Raw genomic sequence first — 21,563 nt, forward strand, 5'->3', positions numbered from 1 at the left:
CCGGGTGCCGCACCCGGTTCTCGTCGTCGTGGGTCACGCGGTCGCCCCGGCCAGGCAGCCTTCCAGCACTTCGGCGGCCTTGCCGGCCCCGCCCGCGTTGCGCAGGTGCGTGCGCATGGCGCGCAGCGCGGCGCGGCACCGATCGTCGACGGCCACGGCGTCGACGGCCTCCACCAGTTCCTCGGCGTCCAAGGGCCCGGGGACGGTCCGGCCGAGGCCGAGCGCGGCGACCTGGCCCGCGATCACGTGCTGGTCGACCTGCTGCGGCACGCACACCATCGGAACGCCGGCGTCGAGCGCCTCCATGACACTGCCCATGCCCGCGTGCGTGACGAAGACGCCGGCGTGCCGGAGGACGGCGGGGTGCGGAACCCATTGGCGGGGCTCGACGTTCGCCGGCAGCGGCCCGAGGTCGGCCGGGGCGATCGCGGAGCCGAGCGTCATCACGACGTGCCACCGGGTGCCGGCGAACGCCTGCGCGCACCGCTTGAAGAACTCGACGCGGCCGGGGCTGTAGGAGGTGCCGAGCGAAACCAGCACCACCGGGCGGCCGTCCGGCGGCGTCCAGCCGCCGGTGTCCGGCTCGTCCTTCCCGAAGCACGGCCCGACGAACGCGAACCGCGGGTCGAACTCGGCGCCGAAGGGCTGGAACTCCCGCGGCGCGAACACGATGTTGGGGCCGTGCTCGGCCCCGAAGCCTTCGATGTCGACGTCGCCGAGCCCGAACTTCTCGAGCAGTTCCTGCTGCCGCAGGAAGAACTCGACGAGCGCCGGGTCGTCCGGCTGCAGGGTGGGCCGGCCCGCCGCGTGCTTGTCCTGCTCCCGGCTCATCGAGAACCGTTCGCTGGAGGCGATCGTCGGCACGGTCTGCACGACCGGGCGGTCCCAGGCCTTGGCGAGGATGCGCGCGGTCTCGGACGCCGCGTGGTCGTGCACGAACAGGTCGGGGACGTCGCCGGTGAACCGGTCGAGCGCGGCCGGCAGCGACGAGAGCGCCTCGGACACGAAGCTGGTCACCATTTCGGTCATCGCGGCCCGGGTCCCGGCGCCGGAAAGCCCCTTCTCCCAGGGGAACGTGGAGTCGTAGGGCAGGACGGCCGCCCCGGTGGCGGCCACCTGGCCGGCGAACCGGTCCGCGACCGCGTAGGTGACCCGGTGCCCGCGCTCGACCAGTTCCGCCACGACCGGCAAAGTCGGCGCGATGTGGGCGTACGCCGGGAAGCTGAAGAACGCGATGTGACCGGTCATCGGTGGTCGGACCCTCGTTTCGGGAGAACGGGCGTGACTGATCGCCTGGACCTGCGATCACCTGCCATGGTCGGGCATGCGCCCCCGCCCGGTGGCCGGCGGCGGGCCAGTCCTAGTCGATTCCCCATTGTTCGCCGGCGATGGCCGCCGCGCCCCGGATGCCGACCTAGGGTCGGGCGTCGTGAAAGCACGCCAGCTGTCCATTTCCGGCGCCGTCGAGTTCACGCCCGTCGTGTACACCGACGACCGCGGAACGTTCGTGTCGCCGTTCGAGGAGCCGGACTTCAGTGCGGTGACCGGACGGCCCTTCGAGCTGTCGCGGACGATCCACAGCACTTCCCGGCGCGGTGTCGTGCGCGGGATCCACTTCACCGCGATGCCCCCGGCCGGCTACAAGCACGTGTTCTGCGCGCGCGGCCGCGCCCTCGACATCGCGGTCGACCTGCGGGTCGGCTCGCCCACGTTCGGGACGTGGGACGCCGTGGAGCTGGACGGGGAGTCGTTCCGCTCGCTGTACCTCGCGGAGGGGCTCGGCCACGCGTTCGTCGCGCTGGAAGACGACACCGTGATGTCGTACCTGTGCTCGACGCGGTACGTGCCGAGCGAGGAGCTCTCGATCAGCCCGCTCGACCCGCGGATCGGGCTGCCCATCCCGGCCGGCACCGAGCCGCTCATGTCCGAACGCGACACGGCCGCGGTGACCCTCGACGAGGCCGCAGCCCGCGGGATGCTGCCGGACTACGAGCGGTGCCGCGCGCTGTTTCCGCTGCCCTGAAAACGTTGACCGCATCGAAGCCGGTGCGACGAGGAGCTCAGATGACCGACGCCACCACGATGCTCGCACCTCCGCCTGTCGACGACGAGCCGGCGATCGCCGAACGGATCGCGAAGTCCGTGTCGTGCGCCGACGGGAAGGTGCTGGGCCTCGACGAGTTCCACCGGTGGTTCGCCGCCTGCGCGGAACGCAACTACACCGCCGTCGAACGGGTTCCGCTGGACGAGCTGACCGGGTGGGCCACCCATCCGGTGACCGGCAACATCGTGCACGACAGCGGGAAGTTCTTCACCGTCGAGGGCCTCGACGTCCGCCTGCCCGACGCCGCGGTGCCGTCCTGGACCCAGCCCATCATCAACCAGCCCGAGATCGGCATCCTCGGCATCCTGGTCAAGGAGTTCGACGGCGTCCTGCACTGCCTCATGCAGGCCAAGGTGGAGCCGGGCAACCGCAACGGCGTGCAGCTGTCGCCGACGGTCCAGGCCACCCGCAGCAACTACACCCGGGTCCACCAGGGCAAACCGGTGCCCTACCTCGAATACTTCCGCGACCGCTCGGACGACCGCCGCGTGGTGGCCGACGTCCGGCAGTCCGAGCAGGGCTCGTGGTTCCACCACAAGCGCAACCGCAACATGATCATCGAGGTGTCGTCCGAGGTCGAGGTGCTCGACGGGTTCTGCTGGCTGAGCCTCGGCCAGGTGCACGCGCTGCTGCACGAGGAAGACGTCGTGAACATGGACGCCAGGACCGTGCTGTCCTGCCTGCCCTTCGCCGGCGCGCCGGACAGCTCCCGGATGCGCGACCTGCTCGCCTGGATCACCGAGGCCCGGACCCGCAACGACGTCTACGCCGACCGCATCCCGCTCAACGAGGTCACCGGCTGGCAGCGCGACGGAACGTCGATCCGGCACGAGTCGGGGAAGTTCTTCAACGTGATCGGCGTCGACGTCCGCGCGGGCGGGCGCGAGGTGCGCCGCTGGTGCCAGCCGATGATCGAGCCGATCGGGATCGGCGTGGTCGGCATGCTCGTGAAGCGGATCGACGGGGTGCTCCACTGCCTCATGCACGCCCGGGTCGAGCCGGGGTACGTCGACGTGGTCGAGCTCGCCCCGACGGTGCAGTGCACCCCGGAGAACTACACGGTGCTGCCCGCCGCGGCCCACCCGCCGTTCCTCGGCGAGATCCTCGGCGCGGGGCCCGCGCGGATCAAGTACGACAACCTGCTTTCCGAGGAGGGCGGCCGGTTCCACCACGCGCTGAACCGGTACGTCGCGGTCGAGACCGGGATCGACGTCCCGCCGGAGCAGTTCCAGGAGTACCGCTGGGTGTCGCTGCCGCAGCTGACGGACCTCCTGCGGCACAGCCACTACGTCAACATCCAGGCCCGCAGCATCGTCGCGTGCCTGCACAGCCTGCAGGGGACGGCGAACCGCTGACCAGCCGCGGCAGACCACGCGGAAGAGGGCCGGACGGGAACGTCCGGCCCTCTTCTCGTCGCCGGGTCAGACGAGGCTGCGGTTCGAGCGGTGGGTGATGGTCAGGCGCTCCAGCTGCGGCACGATCTCCGCCGCCGACGGGGTGGTCATCATCTCGGCGCGCAGGGCGCCGGCGTCGGCGGCGAAGGACGGCTCCGACAGCAGCCGGAGCACGCCCTGCCGGACCTGCTCCGCGTCGGCCGTCGCCCCGTCCGCGAACAACGCGGCCCCGGCCGCACTGAGGTTGTGCGCCACCGGCATCAGGTCGCCGTACCGGATGGGGAGCAGGAACTGGGGTACGCCGTAGTAGGCCGCCGTGATCCACGAGCCGTAGCCGCCGTGGTTGACCGTGACCGAGCAGCTGGGCAGGAGGGTGTGCAGCGGGACGAACCCGGTGAGCCTGGTGTTCGGCGGCACCGCCGCCGCGGGCAGCTCGCCGGGGTCGAACGTCGCCAGCACCTCGACGTCGAGGTCGGCCAGGGAGTCGAGCACCGTCCCGATCGGCAGGTAGCTCGAGTCCACGCCGAAGGAAGCCCCGGGAGTCAGGCACACCCGGGGCTTCTCCGGCGGCCGCAGCACCCAGTCCGGTGCGATCGACGGCCCGTTGTAGGGCGTGTAGCGCACCGGCACGCGGGGCACCGGGAGCGGCAGCTGGATGCGGGCGGGGAGCAGGTCGATGCTCCACTGTCCATTGAGGATCTCGTCGTCGAACTCGTGGCCGTAGCGGTCGAGGTACCCGCCGAGCCAGTCGCCGAGCGGGTCGATGCCGGCCCGCGCCGGGTCCTGCGCCCGCAGGTCGAGGAACGCCGCCCGGGTCGTCGAGTACACGTCGGCGGCCCACAGCAGCCGCGCGTGCGCGGCCCCGCTGACCCGCGCCGCGACGGCGCCGGCGAAGGTGAGCGGGTCCCAGACGACCAGATCCGGCCGCCAGGACAGGCAGAACTCCACGAGCTCGTGCACCATCGAGTTGCTGTAGACGTCGAGGCCCATCCGCTCCTCGGTGGACTTGAGCAGCACCTCGTCCCAGCCCAGCACGTCGCTGGAGATTTCGGTCCAGGCCGCGTAGTCCTTCTCCAGCATCCCGTTCCGCTGCGCCTCCATCACGATGTCGTGCATCGGGTGGTCGACGCCGACGGGCACCGCGGTCAGCCCGGTGCCCGCGATGACCGGCGCCATCCCGGGATTGCTCGCCATCCTGACCTCGTGCCCGGCCGCGGCCATGGCCCAGCCGAGCGGGGCCATGGCGTAGACGTGCGACTTCTCGGACAGGGTCGCAAAGAGCACCCGCATCGGGGGTCCTTCCGTCAGAGGGTGGCGAGCACCTCGCGCAGCGCGCTGATGACCTTGTCCTGGAGGTCTTCGCTGAGGCTGGCGTACATCGGCAGCGAGAAGATCTGGTCGGCGAGCTCCTCGGTCACCGGCAGCGAGCCCTTCTCGTAACCGAGGTGGGCGAAGCCGGTCATCGTGTGCGCGGGCCAGCGGTAGCTCACGCTGATGTTGATGTCGTAGGTGCTCATGCGCTCGATGATCTTCTCGCGCTGCGGGTGCCGGGCGACGTAGAGGTAGTAGACGTGGTCGTTGCCCGGCGTGATCTGCGGCAGCACGAGATCGGTGTCGCCGAGCCCTTCGGCGTAGCGCTGCGCGACCCGGCGCCGGGCGGCGAGGTAGCCGTCGAACCGCTTCAGCTTGCGGCGCAGGATCTCCGCGTGCACCTCGTCGAGCCGGCTGTTGTGGCCGGGCGTCTGGACGACGTAGTACTGCTTCTCCATGCCGTAGTACCGCAGCCGGCGCAGGTTCGCGGCGGTCTCGGCGTTCGCCGTGACGACCGCCCCGCCGTCGCCGTAGGCGCCGAGCACCTTGGTGGGGTAGAAGGAGAACGCCGCGGCGTCGCCGGTCGTGCCCGCGAGCACGCCGTTCTGCCTGGCGCCGTGGGACTGGGCGCAGTCCTCGAGGAGCACGAGGTTGTGCTTCGCCGCCAGCGCCTTCAGCGGCGCGAGGTCGACGCACTGGCCGTAGAGGTGCACGGGCAGCAGGCACTTGGTGCGTTCGGTGATCGCGGCCTCGACGAGGTCGGTGTTCATCAGGTAGTCGCCGGGGTTGATGTCCACGAACACCGGGGTCGCGCCGACCTGGTCGATGGCGATGATGGTGGGGGCGGCGGTGTTCGAGACGGTGATGACCTCGTCGCCGCGGCCGACGCCGAGCGCCCGGAGCGCGAGCACGATGGCGTTCGTGCCGTTGTCACAGCTGACACAGTGGTCGATGCCGTGGTAGGCGGCGTACTCGGCTTCGAAGTTCTTGACGCTCTGGCCCATGACGAGCTGGCCGGACCGGAAGACCGTGTCGACGGCGTCGAGGATGTCGTCCCGCTCGTTCTCGTACTCCTGCTTGTAGTCCCAGGTGAGAATGGGCATCCGGGGGTACCTCCTGCGAAAGTGGGGGGACGACGCTGCGCGACGTCGCGCGAGCGGGGGCAGCGGGCCAAGGCAATCGGCTGCGCGTGCGGGCGGCAAGCCCGCACTGCCGAGTACTAAGGGAATTCCTGGTCCGGGCCGGGCGGCGCCGGAGGGGACGGCGCTGAGAAAACTGCTAGGAATCCGCGGCACCGCTAGGGCGGGGTGCCTGCTCGGTATACCCATGGAGCCTGCTGATCCCAGAGTTCATGAGGTGGTCCGACCATGGTGCAATCCACGACCGACCGACGGCGGTTCCGGGGCCTGTTCCTCGTGCTGGCCCTGGTCGCCGGGCTGGTGGTGCCGGCGGCGCAGCCGGCCGTGGCGGCCGACGGGATCCCGTCGCTGGCCCGGGTCGTCCCGGCGCCGGTGAGCGTGCAGCCGGCGAACGGGGTGACCTTCGAGCTGCGGCCGTGGTCGGTGCTCTCCTACGACCCGCGGCTGCCGCGGGCGCGGCAGGTCGCCGACGGCTTCGCGGCCCAGCTGCGGCCGGCCACCGGCTTCCCGCTGCCGGTGGTCCCGGCGGTGCCGGGGCTGACGCCGCCGGGGATCTCCCTGCAGCTCGGCGGGGGTGAGCAACTCGGCGGGGAGGGCTACCGCCTCGACATCGGCGCGGACTCGGTCCGGATCAAGGCGAATCGGGCCGAGGGGCTGTACCACGGCGTGCAGACCGTGCGCCAGCTGCTGCCGGCGAAGGCCGAGCGGACCTCGGTGCAGCCGGGGCCGTGGCCGCTGCCCGGCGGGTCGGTCACGGACTACCCGCGGTACGCCTACCGCAGCGCGATGCTGGACGTCGCCCGGCACTTCTGGACGGTGCCCGAGGTGAAGAAGTACATCGACGACATCGCCCGCTACAAGCTCAACTACCTGCACCTGCACCTGACCGACGACCAGGGCTGGCGGCTCGCCATCAACGGCTGGCCGCGGCTGACCTCGGTGGGCGGGGCGACCGGCGTCGGCGGCGAGCGGGGCGGCTACTTCACCCAGGACGACTACCGGGCGATCGTCGCGTACGCCGACGCGCACTTCATGACCGTGATCCCGGAGATCGAAGGGCCCTCGCACGCGAACGCCGCGCGCTCGTCGTACGCGGAGCTGAACTGCGACGGTGTCGCGCCGCCGGTCTTCACCGACATCTACGGCAGCCCGTACAGCACCCTGTGCCTGGGCAAGGAGATCACCTACCGGTTCCTCGACGACGTGATCCGCCAGGTCGCCGCGCTGACCCCGGGCCCGTACCTGAACATCGGCGGCGACGAGGCGAAGGACGTCCCGAAGGACCAGTACCGCGCCTACGTGCAGCGGGTGCAGGCGATCGTGGCGAAGTACGGCAAGAAGCTCATCGGCTGGCAGGAGCTGACCGGCTCGGCCGATCCGGCGCGGACCACGGCGCAGATCTGGTTCCCCGAGGAAGCCGACTCGCCGGCCATCGCCGACGCGAGCAGGCACGGGGCGAAGCTGATCATGTCCCCGGCGGAGCACGCCTACCTCGACATGAAGTACGACGAGGACAACCCCGGGTACCCGGTCGGGCAGTTCTGGGCCGGTTTCATCGAGGTGCGGGACGCCTACGAATGGGACCCGGAGACGGTGATCCCCGGGATCGACGTGAGGTCCGTCATCGGCGTCTCGGCCCCGCTGTTCACCGAGCTGGTCTTCGAACGGCCGGACGTCGACGTCCTCGCCTTCCCCCGGCTGCCCGCGATCGCCGAGCTCGGCTGGTCTCCGGCGGCGGCCCACGACTGGAACTCGTTCCGCGACCGGCTGGCCGCGCAGGGGCCGCACTGGGACCTCACCGGTGTCGGCTACTACCGCTCGCCGCAGATCGACTGGCCCCCGCGGGAAACCCGGTAGCGAACGGAGCTCTCATGCCCGAGAACAAGCACCCCGAGAACAAACACATCGCCTTCTTCAACTACCCGGCGCACGGGCACCTCAACCCGGCGCTGCCGGTGGTCGCCGAGCTCGTCCGCCGTGGCCACCGCGTCACCTACGCCGCTCCCCGGCAGTACGCCGGCGCGGTGGCCGACGCCGGCGCGGCCGTGCTCACGTACGCGTCGACGACCCCCGAAAACTGGGAAGACGTCGCGATTCCCGAGAAGCCGACCGGCGACGACGCGGCCAACGCCATGCTCGCGCAGGTGCTGGAGGGCTTCGCGCCGCTGTCGGCGGCCGAAGAGCGGCTCACCGGCGACGTGCCGGACCTGATCGTGTTCGACCAGTACGCCCACCACACGGGCCGGCTCCTGGCGCGGAAGTGGTCGCTGCCGAGCGTGCAGACCTGCACCACGTTCGCCGCCAACGCCGAGTACTCGCCGTACGCGCGGCTGGCGGAGCTGAGCGACGTCCAGCTCGATTTCACGCACCCGTCGTTCGCCGAGCTCGGCAAGGTCTTCCGCGCCACTTTGGACGAACACGGGTTCGCGGACCTCTCGGTCGAGGAGTTCAGCGCGGGCGGTGAGGACCTCTCCGTAGTGTTCCTGCCGAAGTCGTTCCAGCTCGGCGCCGAAACCTTCGGCGACGGCTTCGTGTTCACCGGCCCGTCGCTCGGCAACGGACGGCGTGCCGGTGACGGCGACTGGCCCCCGCCCGCCGGTGACCGGCCGCTGCTGCTGATCACGATGGGCAGTCACGGCTACGAGAACCGGGCGGAGTTCTACCGCCAGTGCGTCCGCGCGTTCGGCGACGTGGACTGGACCGTCGTGATGGCGGTCGGGACCCAGGTCAAGCCGGCCGAGCTGGGGCCGTTGCCGTCGAACTTCGACGTCGTGCCCTGGGTGCCGCAGCTGGAAGTGCTGCGGCGGGCCGACGCGCTGCTCGCGCACGCCGGGATGGGCAGCACCATGGAGGCGCTGTACTTCGGGGTGCCGCCGGTGGTCGTGCCCCGGCTCGGGGAGCAGCAGCTGATCGGCGAGCGGCTGGTCGAGCTCGGGCTCGGGCGCATGGTGATGCCCGCGGACGCCGACGCGGAGACCCTGCGCGCGGCGGTGCTCGGGCTCGCCGGCGACAGCGCGGCGAAGGAGCGGGTCGCGAAAGTGCGTGACGAGATCCGCGCCGCGGGCGGGACGTCGGCCGCGGCCGACGCCATCGAAGCGGTGGCGAAGTCGCGATGAGCCGCCGTCACTTCGCGTTCCTGCCCTACCCGGCGTTCGGGCACACGACCCCGGTGCTGCCCGTGCTCGCCGAGCTGACCGCGCGGGGGCACCGCGTCACCTGTTTCACCACGCCGACGTTCGCCGAACGCGTGGCGGCCACGGGGGCCCGCGCCGTCGCCTACTCCGCCGAACTGGGGACGGGACCGCCCTCGGAGTACCACACCGCGGACGAAGCCGCCTGGCTGCCGGCGAACCTGCTGTCGATGACCATGGCCGTCGCGCCGGGCATCGACGCCGCCTTCGCCGCCGATCCGCCCGACCTGCTTGCCTACGACACGACGTTGTGGGCTCCCGGGCGGTTCACCGCGTGGCGGACCGGCCTGCCGTCCGTGCAGCTGATCCCGACCTTCGCCTCGAACGAAAGCTTCTCGCTCAACGACGACGGCGCGCGCATCCTCGGCGAGGGCGGGAGCGACATCGGCCCGCTCGACCCCGCGCACCCCGGGCTGGTCGAGTTCGACCGGCTGATCGCCGGGTACGCGGCGGACTACGGCGTCGACGACGCGTCGCTGGTCCGGTTGTACCAGGGCGACCGTGAGTTCAACCTGGTCTTCGTCCCGAAGCAGTTCCAGCCGGCCGCCGAAACCTTCGACGACAGCTACGCCTTCGTCGGTCCGCCCACCGGCCCCGCCGTGGACCACGACTGGCGCCCGCCGGAGGGCAAGCGGGTCGTGCTCGTGACGCTGGGGACGACGGTGAACGACCGGCCCGGGTTCTTCCGCGACTGCCTGCGCGCCTTCGCCGGCCTGCCCTGGCACGTCGTGATGACCCTCGGCGGCAGGCTCCGGATCGAGGACGTCGGCACGCCGCCGCCGAACGTCGAGGTGCACCAGTGGATCCCGCACGCGGCGGTGCTGCCGCACGCGGACCTCGTGGTGTGCCAGGCGGGCATGGGCAGCGTGCTGGAGTCCCTGTACTTCGGGGTGCCGCTGGTCGTCGTCCCGCACCACACCGAGCAGCACCTCAACACGCGCCGGCTGCTCGAACTCGGGCTCGCCACGCGGCTGGACCACGGGTCGGTGACGCCGGATCGGCTGCGCGCGGCCGTGCTCGACGCCGCGGCGGACGACGGGATGCGCGCGCGGGTCGCCGTCATGCGCGAACACGTGCGCGGCGCGGGCGGCGCGCGGAAGGCGGCCGACGTGCTGGAGCAGCGCCTGACCTCGCCGCAACCGGCGGCCGAGCTCCACCCGGCCGCACCGTGACGGCCGGGACGACGACAGGAGAGACGGAGATGTCCGACAGCGCGGCCGGGAACCCGCGACTGCCCGTCGAACGGCGCTGCCCGTTCGACCCGGCCGAGGGCTACGCGGCGCTGACGAAGGCCGGGCCGATCACGAAGATCGCCATGCCGGTGAGCGTGGACGGCCGCGACGGCTGGGTGGCGACCGGGCTCGACGAAGTGCGGCGCATCCTCGCCGACGACCGGTTCAGCCACCGCAAGGACCTCATCTCGCTGTCCATCCCCTCGCCGATCCCGACCGGCGACGACAGCAAGCAGGTCGTCTACCGCGCGCCGGCCCCGGAACCGGGCGCGTTCATCTCGATGGACCCGCCGGAGCACCTGCGGTACCGCCGGCTGCTCGCCGGGTACTTCACGGTGCGGCGGGTCCGTGAGCTGACGCCGATGGTCGAGCAGGTCGCGCAGGAGTGCCTCGACGCGCTCGCCGACGCGGGCCCGGGGGCGGACCTGGTGGCGTCGTTCGCCGAACCGTTCCCGATCCGGGTGATGTGCGAGCTGATGGGCATCCCGCCGCGGCACCGGGCGCCGCTGGCCGAGCACCTCGCCGTCGTCTCCCGGATGTCCTACACGATCGAAGAACTGACCGAGGCGGTCGTCGAGCTCGGCAGGCTGCTCACGGAGGTCGTGCAGGAGAAGCGGGAGAAGGCGACGCCGGACCTGCTCGGCGAGCTGGCCGCGGCCGGGGAGCTCACCGACGGCGAGCTGATCAACATCGCCTGGGCGCTGCTCGGCGGGGGCTTCGACACCAGCGGGAACATGCTGGCGCTCGGGGTTTTCGCCCTGCTGGAGCACCCGGACCAGCTCGCCCGCCTGCGTGCGGAACCGGAGCTGCTGGACAACGCGGTCGAGGAGCTGCTGCGCTACCTGACGGTCTCGCACCTCGGGGCGAGCCGGGCGGCGCTGTCGGACGTGACGATCGGCGGCGAGACGATCGAGCAGGGCCAGACCGTGGTCGTGGCGCTGCCGGTGGCGAACCGGGATCCGGCGCGGTTCCCCGATCCGGACGTCCTCGACCTCGGCCGCAACACCCAGGGGCACGTGGCGTTCGGGCACGGGGTGCACCAGTGCCTCGGGCAGCACCTGGCCCGGCTGACCCTGCGCGTCGGCTACCGCGCGCTGTTCGAGCGGTTCGGCTCGCTGCGGCTGGCCGTTCCCGCCGACGAGGTGCCGACGAAGGAGGACATGCTGCACTACGGCGTCCACCGGCTCCCCGTGACCTGGGACGAGACCCCCGGTTGACCCCCTCGCGCACCCACCGGGCCCGTCAGTCCACTGTGGATTGACGGGCCCGGCTGCGGACGGGCGGGAGTTAGTGGTCCACCTAGATCTTCCCCGCCGACCTCGTCCGCCCGGCGGCGACCCGGCACTGTGAAGACATCGGTCGGCTCGCCGGCACCGCCCGGCCGACTTCTCGAGGAGCTGACATCGCCATGGACACCGAGCAGAAACTTCGCGACTACCTCAAGCGCGTCACGGCCGACCTGCGCGAGACCCGGCAGCGGCTGCGCGCGGCCGAGGCCCGGGACAGCGAGCCGATCGCGATCGTCTCGATGAGCTGCCGGCTCCCCGGCGGGGTGCGTACCCCGGAGGGCGCGTGGCGCCTGCTCGTCGACGAGCGTGACGTGATCGGCGAGTTCCCCACCGACCGCGGCTGGGACGCCGACGCGCTCTACGACCCGGACCCGGACCGCGCCGGGCACACCTACACCCGCTCGGGCGGCTTCCTCGAGGACGCGGGCACGTTCGACGCCGGGTTCTTCGGCATCTCGCCGCGCGAGGCGACGGCCATGGACCCGCAGCAGCGGCTGCTGCTCGAGCTCGCCTGGGAGGCGTTCGAGCGCGGCGGGATCGACCCGTCCTCGTTGCGCGGCAGCCGGTCCGGCGTCTTCGTCGGCGCCAGCAACCAGGGCTACGGTTCCGGTCCGATCGCCGCCGCCGAGGGCATCGAGGGGCACCTGCTCACCGGCAGCTGCACCGCGGTGCTGTCCGGGCGGCTCGCCTACAGCTTCGGGCTCGAGGGCCCCGCGGTCACCGTCGACACGATGTGTTCCTCGGCGCTCGTCGCCCTGCACCTCGCGGTGCGTGCGCTGCGCGCGGGCGAGTGCTCGATGGCGGTCTCCGCCGGGGCGACGGTGATGGCCACGCCACAGTCCTTTGTGGAGTTCAGCAGGCAGCGCGGGCTCTCCGCCGACGGCCGGTGCCGGGCCTTCGCGGCCGGTGCCGACGGCACCGGCTGGAGCGAGGCCGTCGGCGTGCTCCTCCTCGAGCGGTTGTCCGACGCGCGGAAGAACGGCCACCCGGTGCTCGCCGTCGTGCGCGGCAGCGCGGTGAACTCCGACGGGGCGTCGAACGGGCTCACCGCACCGAACGGACCGTCGCAGCAGCGGGTCATCCAGGACGCGCTCGCCGACGCGCGGCTGGTTCCCGCGGACGTCGACGCGGTCGAGGCGCACGGCACCGGGACCACCCTGGGCGACCCGATCGAAGCGCAGGCGCTGCTGGCCACCTACGGCGCCGGGCGCACGGCCGGGCAGCCGCTGTGGCTGGGCACGATCAAGTCCAACATCGGCCACACCCAGGCCGCCGCCGGCGTGGTCGGGGTGATCAAGATGGTGCTGGCGATGCGGCACGGCAGCCTGCCGCGCACGCTGCACGTCGACGCGCCGAGCCCGCACGTCGACTGGTCGCCGGGCACGGTCCGGCTGCTGACCGAGCGGACGCCGTGGCCGGAGGGTGACGGCCCGCGGCGTTCGGCGGTGTCCGCCTTCGGCGCGAGCGGCACCAACGCGCACGTGATCCTCGAACAGGCGCCGGAACCGGAAGAGGCCGAGGACGCCGCACCGGCCGCGCGTCCGGGACCGGTGACCTGGCTGCTGTCGGGCCACGACGACGACGCGCTCCGGGCCCAGGCCGCGCGGCTGCTGTCCGCGGTCGAAACCGACGACGCGCCGAGCCCGCTCGACATCGGGTTCTCGCTGGCGAGCACGCGGGCCGCGTTGCCGAGGCGGGGCGCCGTCGTCGGCTCGGACGCCGGGGAGCTGATCGCGGGGCTGCGGGCGCTCGCCGACGGCGAGTCCGCCGCCCACCTGCGCGTCGGCACCGCGCGGGCCGAGGGCCGCGCGGTCCTGGTCTTCCCGGGCCAGGGCGCGCAGTGGGCCGGGATGGCGGTGGAACTGCTCGACACCGAGCCCCGGTTCGCCGAGCGGATCGCCGACTGCGAGCGGGCTTTGGCGCCGTTCGTCGACTGGTCGCTGACCGCCGTGCTGCGCGGCGAAGACGGCGCGCCGGGCCTCGACCGGGTCGACGTCGTGCAGCCGGCGCTGTTCGCGATGATGGTGTCGCTCGCGGAACTGTGGCGGGCCAACGGGATTCGCCCGTCCGCCGTCGTCGGGCACTCGCAGGGCGAGATCGCCGCGGCCTGCGTGGCCGGCGCGCTGTCGCTGGAGGACGCCGCCCGCGTGGTGGCGCTGCGCAGCATCGCCATCGCCGCGGAACTGGCGGGCCGGGGCGGGATGGCCTCGGTGGCGGCTCCCGTCGAGCGGGTCCGCGAGCTGCTCGCGCCGTTCGCCGACCGGCTTTCCGTGGCGGCCGTCAACGGGCCGAGCGCGGTCGCGGTGGCCGGCGAACCCGGCGCGCTCGACGAGCTGATCGCCGCCTGCCGGGCCGAGGGCGTGCGCGCCAAGCGCATTCCCGTCGACTACGCGTCGCACTCGGCGCACGTCGAGTCGCTGCGCGAGCGCCTGCTCGCCGAGCTGGCGCCGATCGAGCCGCGGGCCGGCCGGATCCCGTTCTACTCGACCGTGACCGCCGGCTGGCTGGACACGCGCGAGCTGGACGCCGAGTACTGGTACACCAACCTGCGCGGCACCGTGCGGTTCGACGAGGCGGTGCGCGCTCTGCTCGACGAGGGCCGCGACGCGTTCGTCGAGGTGAGCCCGCACCCGGTGCTCACGACGGGCATCCAGGAAACCATCGAGGAGCGCGGCGCCGACGCGATCGCCGTCGGGTCGCTGCGCCGCGACGACGGCGGCCTCGGCCGGTTCCTGCTCTCGGTCGCCGAAACCCAGGTCGGCATCCTCGAACCGGACCGGCTCGCGCCGTTCGCGGATTCGGGTGCCCGCACGGTGGAGCTGCCGACGTACGCCTTCGGCGGCGAGCGCTACTGGCTGGAGACCGCCGCGGCGACCGGCGACGTGTCCGGAGCCGGCCTCCGCTCGCCGGAGCACCCGCTGCTGGGCGCGGTGATGACGCTCGCCGAGTCCGACCAGGTCGTGCTGACCGGACGGCTGTCCCCGCGCACGCACCCGTGGCTGCTCGACCACCGGGTCGGCGACACGGTGCTGCTGCCCGGCACGGCGTTCCTCGAACTGGCGGTCCGCGCCGGTGACCAGGTCGCCTGCGGCGTGGTCCGGGAGCTCACCCTGGAAGCGGCCCTGCCGGTGCCGGACAACGGCGCGGTGGTGCTCCAGCTCGCCCTCGGCCCGGCCGACGGCGAAGGTGCGCGCTCACTCGTCATCCACTCGCGGCCCGAGGACGCCGACGACGGCCTGCCGTGGACGCGGCACGCCACCGGCGTGCTCGAACCGGACACCGGGGTGCCGGGTCCCGCGGCCGGGTCGTGGCCGCCCGAGGGCGCCGTCGCGCTCGACCTCGGGGAGCCGTACGAGACGCTCGGCGAGCGTGGCTACGGCTACGGCCCGGTGTTCCGCGGCCTGCGCACGGCGTGGCGGCTCGGCGACGAGGTGCTCGCCGAGGTCGAACTGCCCGAGCAGGCCCGTCCGGACGCGGCCGCGTTCGGCCTGCACCCGGCGCTGCTCGACGCGGCGCTGCACGCCATCGGCTTCACGGGCGCCTTCGACGGCTCCGGCTCGCCGCTGCTGCCGTTCTCCTGGAACGGCGTCCGGCTGCACGCGAGCGGGGCCACCGCGCTGCGGGTCCGGCTGACGCCGTCCGGCGCCGGATCGGTGTCCATCGCGCTGGCCGACCCGCTCGGCGAACCGGTGGCGAGCGTCGAATCGCTCGCGCTGCGGCCGTTCGCCGCACCGGAGGCCGCCACGGACCGCGGCCACGACTCGCTGTACTTCGTCGACTGGGTCCCGGCCGGCGAGCCGGCGCACGAGACGCCACGCTGCGCGGTGCTCGGCGACGACCCGGCGGGCATCGTTCCGGCGAGCCTGCCCGCCGAGGTGTACGCCGACCTGGACGCCTTCGACGGCGAGGTTCCCGAGCTGGTGTTCCTGCCGCACTCCGGAGCCACTGACGGCCCGGGAGACCTGGCCGAGGCCACGCGGGTGGCGACGCGGCGGGTGCTCGTGGTCGTCCAGCGCTGGCTGGCGGACGAGCGGTTCGCGGGCGCGCGGCTCGTGGTCGTCACCCGCGGCGCGGTCGGCACGCCCGACGGACCGGTGACCGACCTCGCCGCCGCGGCGGCCTGGGGCCTGCTCCGATCGGCCGCTTCCGAACACCCCGGCCGGGTCGTGCTGCTCGACCTCGGCGCCGAAGCGACGTCCGGCGAGCTGCCCGGCGGCCTGTTCGGCGCGCTGCGTTCGGGCGAGCCGCAGCTGGCCGTCACCGGTGGCAAGGTGTGCGCGGCGCGGCTGGCGAAGCTGCCGGCGCAGCACCCGGCGCTGGTGCCGCCGGAGCACGGCGCGTGGCTGCTCGGCACCGCGAAGAAGGGTGCGCTCGACGGCCTCGCCCTGCTGTCCGCGACGGACGCACCGCTCGGCCACGACGAGGTCCGCGTCGAGGTCCGGGCCGCGGGCCTGAACTTCCGGGACGTCCTCATCGCCCTCGGGATGTACCCCGGCGACGACGCCGTGATGGGCAGCGAGGCGGCCGGCGTGGTGACCGAGGTCGGCGCCGGCGTCACCGGGCTCGCGCCCGGCGACCGGGTGACCGGCATCTTCCGCGGGAACTCCATCGCGACCGTCGCGGTCACCGACCACCGGCTGCTCGTGCCGGTGCCGGACGGCTGGACGTTCGAGCGGGCGGCCGGCGTGCCCGTGGTGTTCCTGACCGCCTACTACGGCCTCGTCGACCTCGGCCGGATCGCGGCGGGGCACCGCGTCCTCGTGCACGCCGCGGCCGGCGGTGTCGGCATGGCCGCCGTCCAGCTCGCCCGCCACTTCGGCGCGGACGTCTTCGGCACGGCGAGCGAGGCCAAGTGGCCCGCGCTGCGCGAGCTGGGCCTCGACGACACGCGCCTCGCGTCGTCGCGGGACCTGCGCTTCGCCGAGCGGTTCGCCGGCGAGGGCGGCTTCGACCTCGTGCTGAACTCCCTGGCCGGCGAGTTCGTCGACGCCTCGCTGGGCCTCCTGCGCGACGGCGGCCGGTTCGTGGAGATGGGCAAGACCGACATCCGCGACGCCGAGGAGATCGCCGCCGCCACCGAGGTCTGGTACCGGGCGTTCGACGCGGTGGAGGCCGCGCCGGAGCGCGTCCGGGAGATCCTGACCGAGGTGCTGCGGCTGTTCGCCGAGGGCGCGCTGCAGCCGCTGCCGTCGCGTCCGTGGGACGTGCGGCGCGCGCCCGAGGCCTACCGGTTCGTCAGCCAGGCCCGCCACGTCGGGAAGGTCGTGCTGACCGTTCCGCGGTCCCGCCCGGCGGACGGCACCGTGCTGCTCACCGGCGGCACGGGCACCCTCGGTGCGGAGGTCGCCCGCCACCTGGCCGCCACCGGCACGCGGCGGCTGCTGCTGCTCGGGCGGCGCGGCGCGGACGCACCGGGTGCGGCCGAGCTGCGCGCCGAGCTCACCGGCCTCGGTGCCGAGGTCGACATCGTCGCCTGCGACGCGGCGAACCGCGAGGAGCTGGCGAGCGTGCTCGCGCGGATCCCGGCGGCGCACCCGCTGACCGCCGTGGTGCACCTCGCCGGTGTCCTCGACGACGGCGTCGTCGAGTCGCTGACCCCGGAACGGCTCGACGCGGTGCTGCGGCCCAAGGTGGACGCCGCGTGGCACCTGCACGAGCTGACCCGGGACCTCGACCTCGCGGAGTTCGTGCTCTTCTCCGCGGGCGCCGGCATCTTCGGCGACGCGGGCCAGGGCAATTACGCGGCCGCCAACAGCTTCCTCGACGCGCTCGCGCAGCACCGCCGGGCGAGCGGCCTGCCCGCCGTCGCGCTGGCGTGGGGTTTCTGGGAGCAGCGCAGCGGGATGACCGCGCACCTCACCGACGCCGACGTGGCGCGGCTGCGCCGCATCGGCGTGGCGCCACTGTCCACAACGGAGGGTCTGGCGCTGTTCGACCGCGCACGGCTGCTCGACGAGGCGGTCCAGGTGCCGATCCGCCTGGACCGGGCGGCGCTGCGGGAGCAGGCGCGGGCCGGCTCGCTGCCGTGGCTGCTGCGCGGTCTGGTCCGGACGACGGCCCGGCGGGCCGCGGCCGGGAGCTCTTCCGGCGAGCCGGCGTTGCGCCGCAGCCTCGCCCGGCTCGGCGAGGCGGACCGGACCCGGACGCTGGTGGAGCTCGTCCAGGCCGAGGCGTCCGCCGTGCTCGGGCACCGGGCGGGCACGCTGATCGAGGCGGAGCGCCCGTTCCGCGACCTCGGCTTCGACTCGCTGACCGCGGTCGAGCTGCGCAACCGGCTGACCGCGGCGACCGGCCTCAAGCTGACCGCCACGCTCGTCTTCGACTACCCCACCCCGGCGGTGCTCGCCGGCCACCTGCTCGCGGAGCTGCTCGGCGAGGAGCCCGCGCCCGCCGAAGCCGCGGCCCCCGCCCGGGTCGCCGACGAACCCATCGCGATCGTCGGGATGGCCTGCCACCTGCCCGGCGGCATCCGCAGCCCGGAGGACTTCTGGCAGCTGCTGCTCGACGGCGGCGACGTGATCTCCGGCTTCCCGCCCGACCGCGGCTGGGACCTCGACCGGCTCTTCGCCGCCGACGACACCGCGGCGGGCACGACCTACGCGCGGGACGGCGGGTTCCTGCGTGACGCGGCCGAATTCGATCCGGCCTTCTTCGGCATCTCGCCGCGCGAAGCCGCGGTGATGGATCCGCAGCAGCGGCTGCTGCTCGAGGGCGCGTGGGAGACGCTGGAGCGGTCGCGGATCGACCCGGCCTCCCTGCGCGGCTCGGCCACCGGCGTCTTCATCGGCGCGTCCCACCAGGGTTTCGGCGCCACTTCCGACGGCGTGGCCGCCGAGGCGCAGGGCCACCTCGTCACCGGTTCGTCGACGAGCGTGGTGTCCGGCCGGATCGCCTACGCACTGGGCCTGGAAGGTCCCGCGCTCACCGTCGACACGGCGTGCTCGTCGTCGCTCGTGGCGCTGCACCTCGCGATCCGCGCGTTGCGCGGCGGCGAGTGCGAGCTCGCGCTCGCCGGGGGCGCGGCGGTGATGGCCGACCCGATCGGCTTCGTCGGCTTCAGCCGCCAGCGGGGGCTCGCCGCCGACGGCCGGTGCAAGGCGTTCTCCGCGCAGGCCGACGGCATGGGGCTGGCCGAGGGCGCCGGGATGGTGCTCGTCGAGCGGCTGTCGGACGCCCGCCGCAACGGGCACCCGGTCCTGGCCGTGATCCGGGGCTCGGCGGTGAACTCCGACGGCGCCTCGAACGGCCTCACGGCGCCCAACGGTCCTTCGCAGCAGCGGGTGATCCGGGCGGCGCTGGCCGACGCGGGTCTCGGACCGTCCGATGTGGACGCCGTCGAGGCGCACGGGACCGGGACGCCGCTGGGCGACCCGATCGAAGCGCAGGCGTTGCTCGCGACCTACGGGCAGGACCGGGACCGGCCGGTGTGGCTCGGGTCGGGCAAGTCCAACGTCGGGCACGGCCAGGCCGCCGCCGGGATCACCGGCGTCATCAAGATGGTGCTTTCGCTCCGCCACGAGCTGTTGCCGCGCACGCTGCACGCCGACGAGCCCTCGCCGCACGTGGACTGGTCCGCCGGCGAGGTGCGGCTGCTGACCGAACCGCGGTCGTGGCCGTCCGCGGAGCGGCCCCGGCGGGCCGCGGTGTCGTCGTTCGGGATGAGCGGCACGAACGCGCACGTGGTGCTCGAACAGGCCCCGGAGGCCGTCGAGCGCCCGGCACGCGAGTTGCCCGGTTCCCCGGTGGTGCCGTGGGTGCTGTCGGCGCGGTCCGCGGCGGCGCTGCGAGAGCAGGCGGCCCGGCTGGCCGCGCACGTGAGCTCGGTGCCGGAGCGTCCGGCCGACGTCGGCTACTCGCTCGTCTCGTCGCGGTCGTCGTTCGAACACCGTGCGGTGGTGGTGGGTTCGGCGACCGCGGACCTGGCGGCGGGGCTGACCGGCGCCGGCGCGGTCCGCGGGGTCGCGGACGTCAAGGGTCGGGTGGCTTTCGTGTTCCCCGGCCAGGGCGCCCAGTGGGCGGGCATGGGGGCGGAGCTGCTCGGCTCGTCGCCGGTGTTCGCGGCGCGGATGGCGGAGTGCGCCGCCGCGTTCGGCGAGCTGGTCGACTGGTCGCTGCCGGACGCGCTGACCGACGCCGCGCTGCTGGAGCGGGTCGACGTCGTCCAGCCGGTGTCGTTCGCGGTGATGGTGTCGCTGGCCGCGCTCTGGGAATCGCGCGGCATCCACCCGGACGCCGTGGTCGGGCACTCGCAGGGCGAGATCGCCGCCGCCTGCGTGTCCGGTGCGTTGTCGCTGGCGGACGCCGCGCGCGTCGTCGTGCTGCGGAGCAAGGCCATCGCGGAGTGCCTCTCGGGGCACGGTGGCATGGCCTCCGTCGCGCTGCCGGCCGAGGAGGCCGGGAAGCGGATCGCCGCACTCGGCGGGCGGGTCGCCGTCGCCGCGGTCAACGGCGTCTCGTCGGTGGTGCTCTCCGGCGACCCCGGCGCGCTGGCCACCGTGGTCGCGGACTGCGTGGCGGACGGCGTCCGCGCCAAGGTCATCGCGGTCGACTACGCGTCGCACTCGCCGCACGTCGAAGCCATCGAGGACCGGCTGACGGCGGACCTTGCCCCGATCGAGCCGCGCGAGCCGCGCGTGCCGTTCCTCTCGACCGTGACCGGCGAGTGGGCCGGCGGGACCACGGTGGACGGCCGCTACTGGTACACCAACCTGCGCGAGCCCGTCCGGTTCGAAGCCGCGATCCGCGTGCTCGCCGGCGAGGGTTTCACCGCGTTCGTCGAGGTGAGCTCGCACCCGGTGCTGGCGATGGGCGTCCAGGAGACGCTCGACGAGATCGCGGGCGAGCCGACGGTGGTCGTCGGCACGCTGCGGCGCGGCGAGGGCGGCGAGGCGCGGTTCCTCACCTCGCTGGCCGAGCTGCACGTGCGAGGTGTGTCGCCGGACTGGGACGCCGTCTTCGCCGCCTGCGAACCGCGGCTCGTCGACCTGCCGACGTACGCGTTCCAGCGGCAGCGGTACTGGCTCACGCCCGAGCGCGGTTCCGCCCCGGCGAAGGACGCGGTGGACGCGGCGTTCTGGGACGCGGTCGACCGCGAGGACCTCGAAGGACTGGCCGGTCAGCTGGCGCTGCCGGAGGACGAACTCGGCCCGGTACTGCCGGCGTTGTCGTCGTGGCGGCGCCGCAGCCGGGACAAGTCCACTGTGGAGGAATGGCGCTACCGCATCGCGTGGCAGCCCGTTCCGGCGAAGGAATCCGCGCTCTCCGGCGAGTGGCTGCTGGTCGTCGGCGAGGAGGTGGCCGAGGAGACGGTCACGAGCATCGTGGCGGCCCTCGCCGCCGCGGGCGCCGAACCGGAGCTCCTCCGGCCTGACGCGGCCGACCGGGAAGGCCTGGCCCGCGAGCTTTCCGGCAAGAACCCGGGGGCCGTCCTCGGGTTCCTCGACGCGCAGGCCACGCTCGCGCTGGTCCAAGCATTGTCCGATGTGGACATCGCTGCGCCGCTGTGGCTGGTGACGAGCGGCGCGGTGTCGACCGGGCCGTCGGACCCGCCGCGTGCGCCCGCGCAGGCGCAGGTCTGGGGCCTCGGCCGGGTGTTCGGTCTCGAAGAGCCGAGCCGGTGGGGCGGGCTCGTCGACCTGCCCGAGACGTTCGACGAGCGAGCGGCCCGGCGGCTGGTCGCCGTGCTGGCCGGCACCGGCGGCGAGGACCAGGTCGCGGTGCGGGACCACGGTGTCCTGGCCCGCCGGCTCGTCCGGGCGCCGTTGCCGGCCACCGCCCCCGTGCGGGACTGGACGCCGCGGGGCACGGTGCTCGTCACGGGCGGGACCGGGGCGATCGGCGGGCACGTCGCCCGCTGGCTGGCCGGGCGGGGCGCCGGGCACCTCGTGCTGACCTCGCGCGCGG

Annotated in this window: 10 protein-coding genes; 7 read left to right on the forward strand and 3 right to left on the reverse strand. The window is 73.5% G+C overall.

Going from position 1 to position 21,563, the window contains the following annotated elements:
- Positions 1–33: 33 nt before the first annotated feature.
- Positions 34–1,248 carry a macrolide family glycosyltransferase gene (locus tag IE317_RS22170; protein ID WP_191312996.1) on the reverse strand — a complete coding sequence of 405 codons (1,215 nt, stop codon included), beginning with the start codon at positions 1,246–1,248 and terminating at the stop codon, positions 34–36.
- Between the two features lie 181 nt (positions 1,249–1,429).
- Between IE317_RS22170 and IE317_RS22175 the strand changes: the two genes are divergently transcribed.
- Both IE317_RS22175 and IE317_RS22180 read left to right on the forward strand, forming a co-directional pair.
- Positions 1,430–2,023, forward strand: a complete 594-nt coding sequence (locus tag IE317_RS22175) for a dTDP-4-dehydrorhamnose 3,5-epimerase family protein (protein WP_191312998.1) — start codon at positions 1,430–1,432, stop codon at positions 2,021–2,023.
- Between the two features lie 41 nt (positions 2,024–2,064).
- Positions 2,065–3,459, forward strand: coding sequence for an NDP-hexose 2,3-dehydratase family protein (locus IE317_RS22180; protein ID WP_191313000.1), 1,395 nt, complete (start codon positions 2,065–2,067; stop codon positions 3,457–3,459).
- Positions 3,460–3,525: 66 nt separating this feature from the next.
- On the opposite strand, the gene IE317_RS22185 is transcribed toward IE317_RS22180, so the two are convergent.
- A complete protein-coding gene (locus IE317_RS22185) occupies positions 3,526–4,788 on the reverse strand; it encodes an activator-dependent family glycosyltransferase (RefSeq protein ID WP_191313002.1) in 1,263 nt (420 codons plus the stop codon).
- Between the two features lie 14 nt (positions 4,789–4,802).
- Entirely contained in the window at positions 4,803–5,912 is a 1,110-nt protein-coding gene (locus IE317_RS22190) for a DegT/DnrJ/EryC1/StrS family aminotransferase (protein ID WP_191313004.1), read from the reverse strand.
- A gap of 264 nt (positions 5,913–6,176) precedes the next feature.
- Between IE317_RS22190 and IE317_RS22195 the strand changes: the two genes are divergently transcribed.
- From IE317_RS22195 to IE317_RS44640, 5 genes are all read left to right on the forward strand, one after another.
- Positions 6,177–7,805 (forward strand): family 20 glycosylhydrolase, encoded by a 1,629-nt coding sequence (locus IE317_RS22195; RefSeq protein WP_191313006.1) that lies wholly within the window; start codon positions 6,177–6,179, stop codon positions 7,803–7,805.
- 14 nt (positions 7,806–7,819) lie between these two features.
- Positions 7,820–9,064 (forward strand): macrolide family glycosyltransferase, encoded by a 1,245-nt coding sequence (locus IE317_RS22200; RefSeq protein ID WP_191313008.1) that lies wholly within the window; start codon positions 7,820–7,822, stop codon positions 9,062–9,064.
- Positions 9,061–10,311: a macrolide family glycosyltransferase gene (locus tag IE317_RS22205; protein ID WP_191313010.1), complete on the forward strand. Its 1,251-nt coding sequence runs from the start codon at positions 9,061–9,063 to the stop codon at positions 10,309–10,311. Before IE317_RS22200 ends, IE317_RS22205 begins: the two co-directional genes overlap by 4 nt.
- Before the next feature lie 29 nt (positions 10,312–10,340).
- On the forward strand, positions 10,341–11,588 hold the full coding sequence (locus IE317_RS22210; protein ID WP_191313011.1) for a cytochrome P450: 1,248 nt from the start codon (positions 10,341–10,343) through the stop codon (positions 11,586–11,588).
- A 185-nt stretch (positions 11,589–11,773) separates the two neighbouring features.
- On the forward strand, positions 11,774–21,563 hold a 9,790-nt coding region (locus IE317_RS44640), incomplete at its 3' end, for a type I polyketide synthase (RefSeq protein WP_444859544.1).

Source organism: Amycolatopsis bullii, assembly GCF_014654205.1.
GTDB lineage: Bacteria > Actinomycetota > Actinomycetes > Mycobacteriales > Pseudonocardiaceae > Amycolatopsis > Amycolatopsis plumensis.

Coding starts and splice junctions, on each gene's coding strand:
- IE317_RS22190 (WP_191313004.1), bottom strand. CDS start 5,912: ATGCCCATTCTCACCTGGGACTACAAGCAGGAGTACGAGAACGAGCGG.
- IE317_RS22210 (WP_191313011.1), top strand. CDS start 10,341: ATGTCCGACAGCGCGGCCGGGAACCCGCGACTGCCCGTCGAACGGCGC.
- IE317_RS22195 (WP_191313006.1), top strand. CDS start 6,177: ATGGTGCAATCCACGACCGACCGACGGCGGTTCCGGGGCCTGTTCCTC.
- IE317_RS22205 (WP_191313010.1), top strand. CDS start 9,061: ATGAGCCGCCGTCACTTCGCGTTCCTGCCCTACCCGGCGTTCGGGCAC.
- IE317_RS22185 (WP_191313002.1), bottom strand. CDS start 4,788: ATGCGGGTGCTCTTTGCGACCCTGTCCGAGAAGTCGCACGTCTACGCC.
- IE317_RS22200 (WP_191313008.1), top strand. CDS start 7,820: ATGCCCGAGAACAAGCACCCCGAGAACAAACACATCGCCTTCTTCAAC.
- IE317_RS22170 (WP_191312996.1), bottom strand. CDS start 1,248: ATGACCGGTCACATCGCGTTCTTCAGCTTCCCGGCGTACGCCCACATC.
- IE317_RS22180 (WP_191313000.1), top strand. CDS start 2,065: ATGACCGACGCCACCACGATGCTCGCACCTCCGCCTGTCGACGACGAG.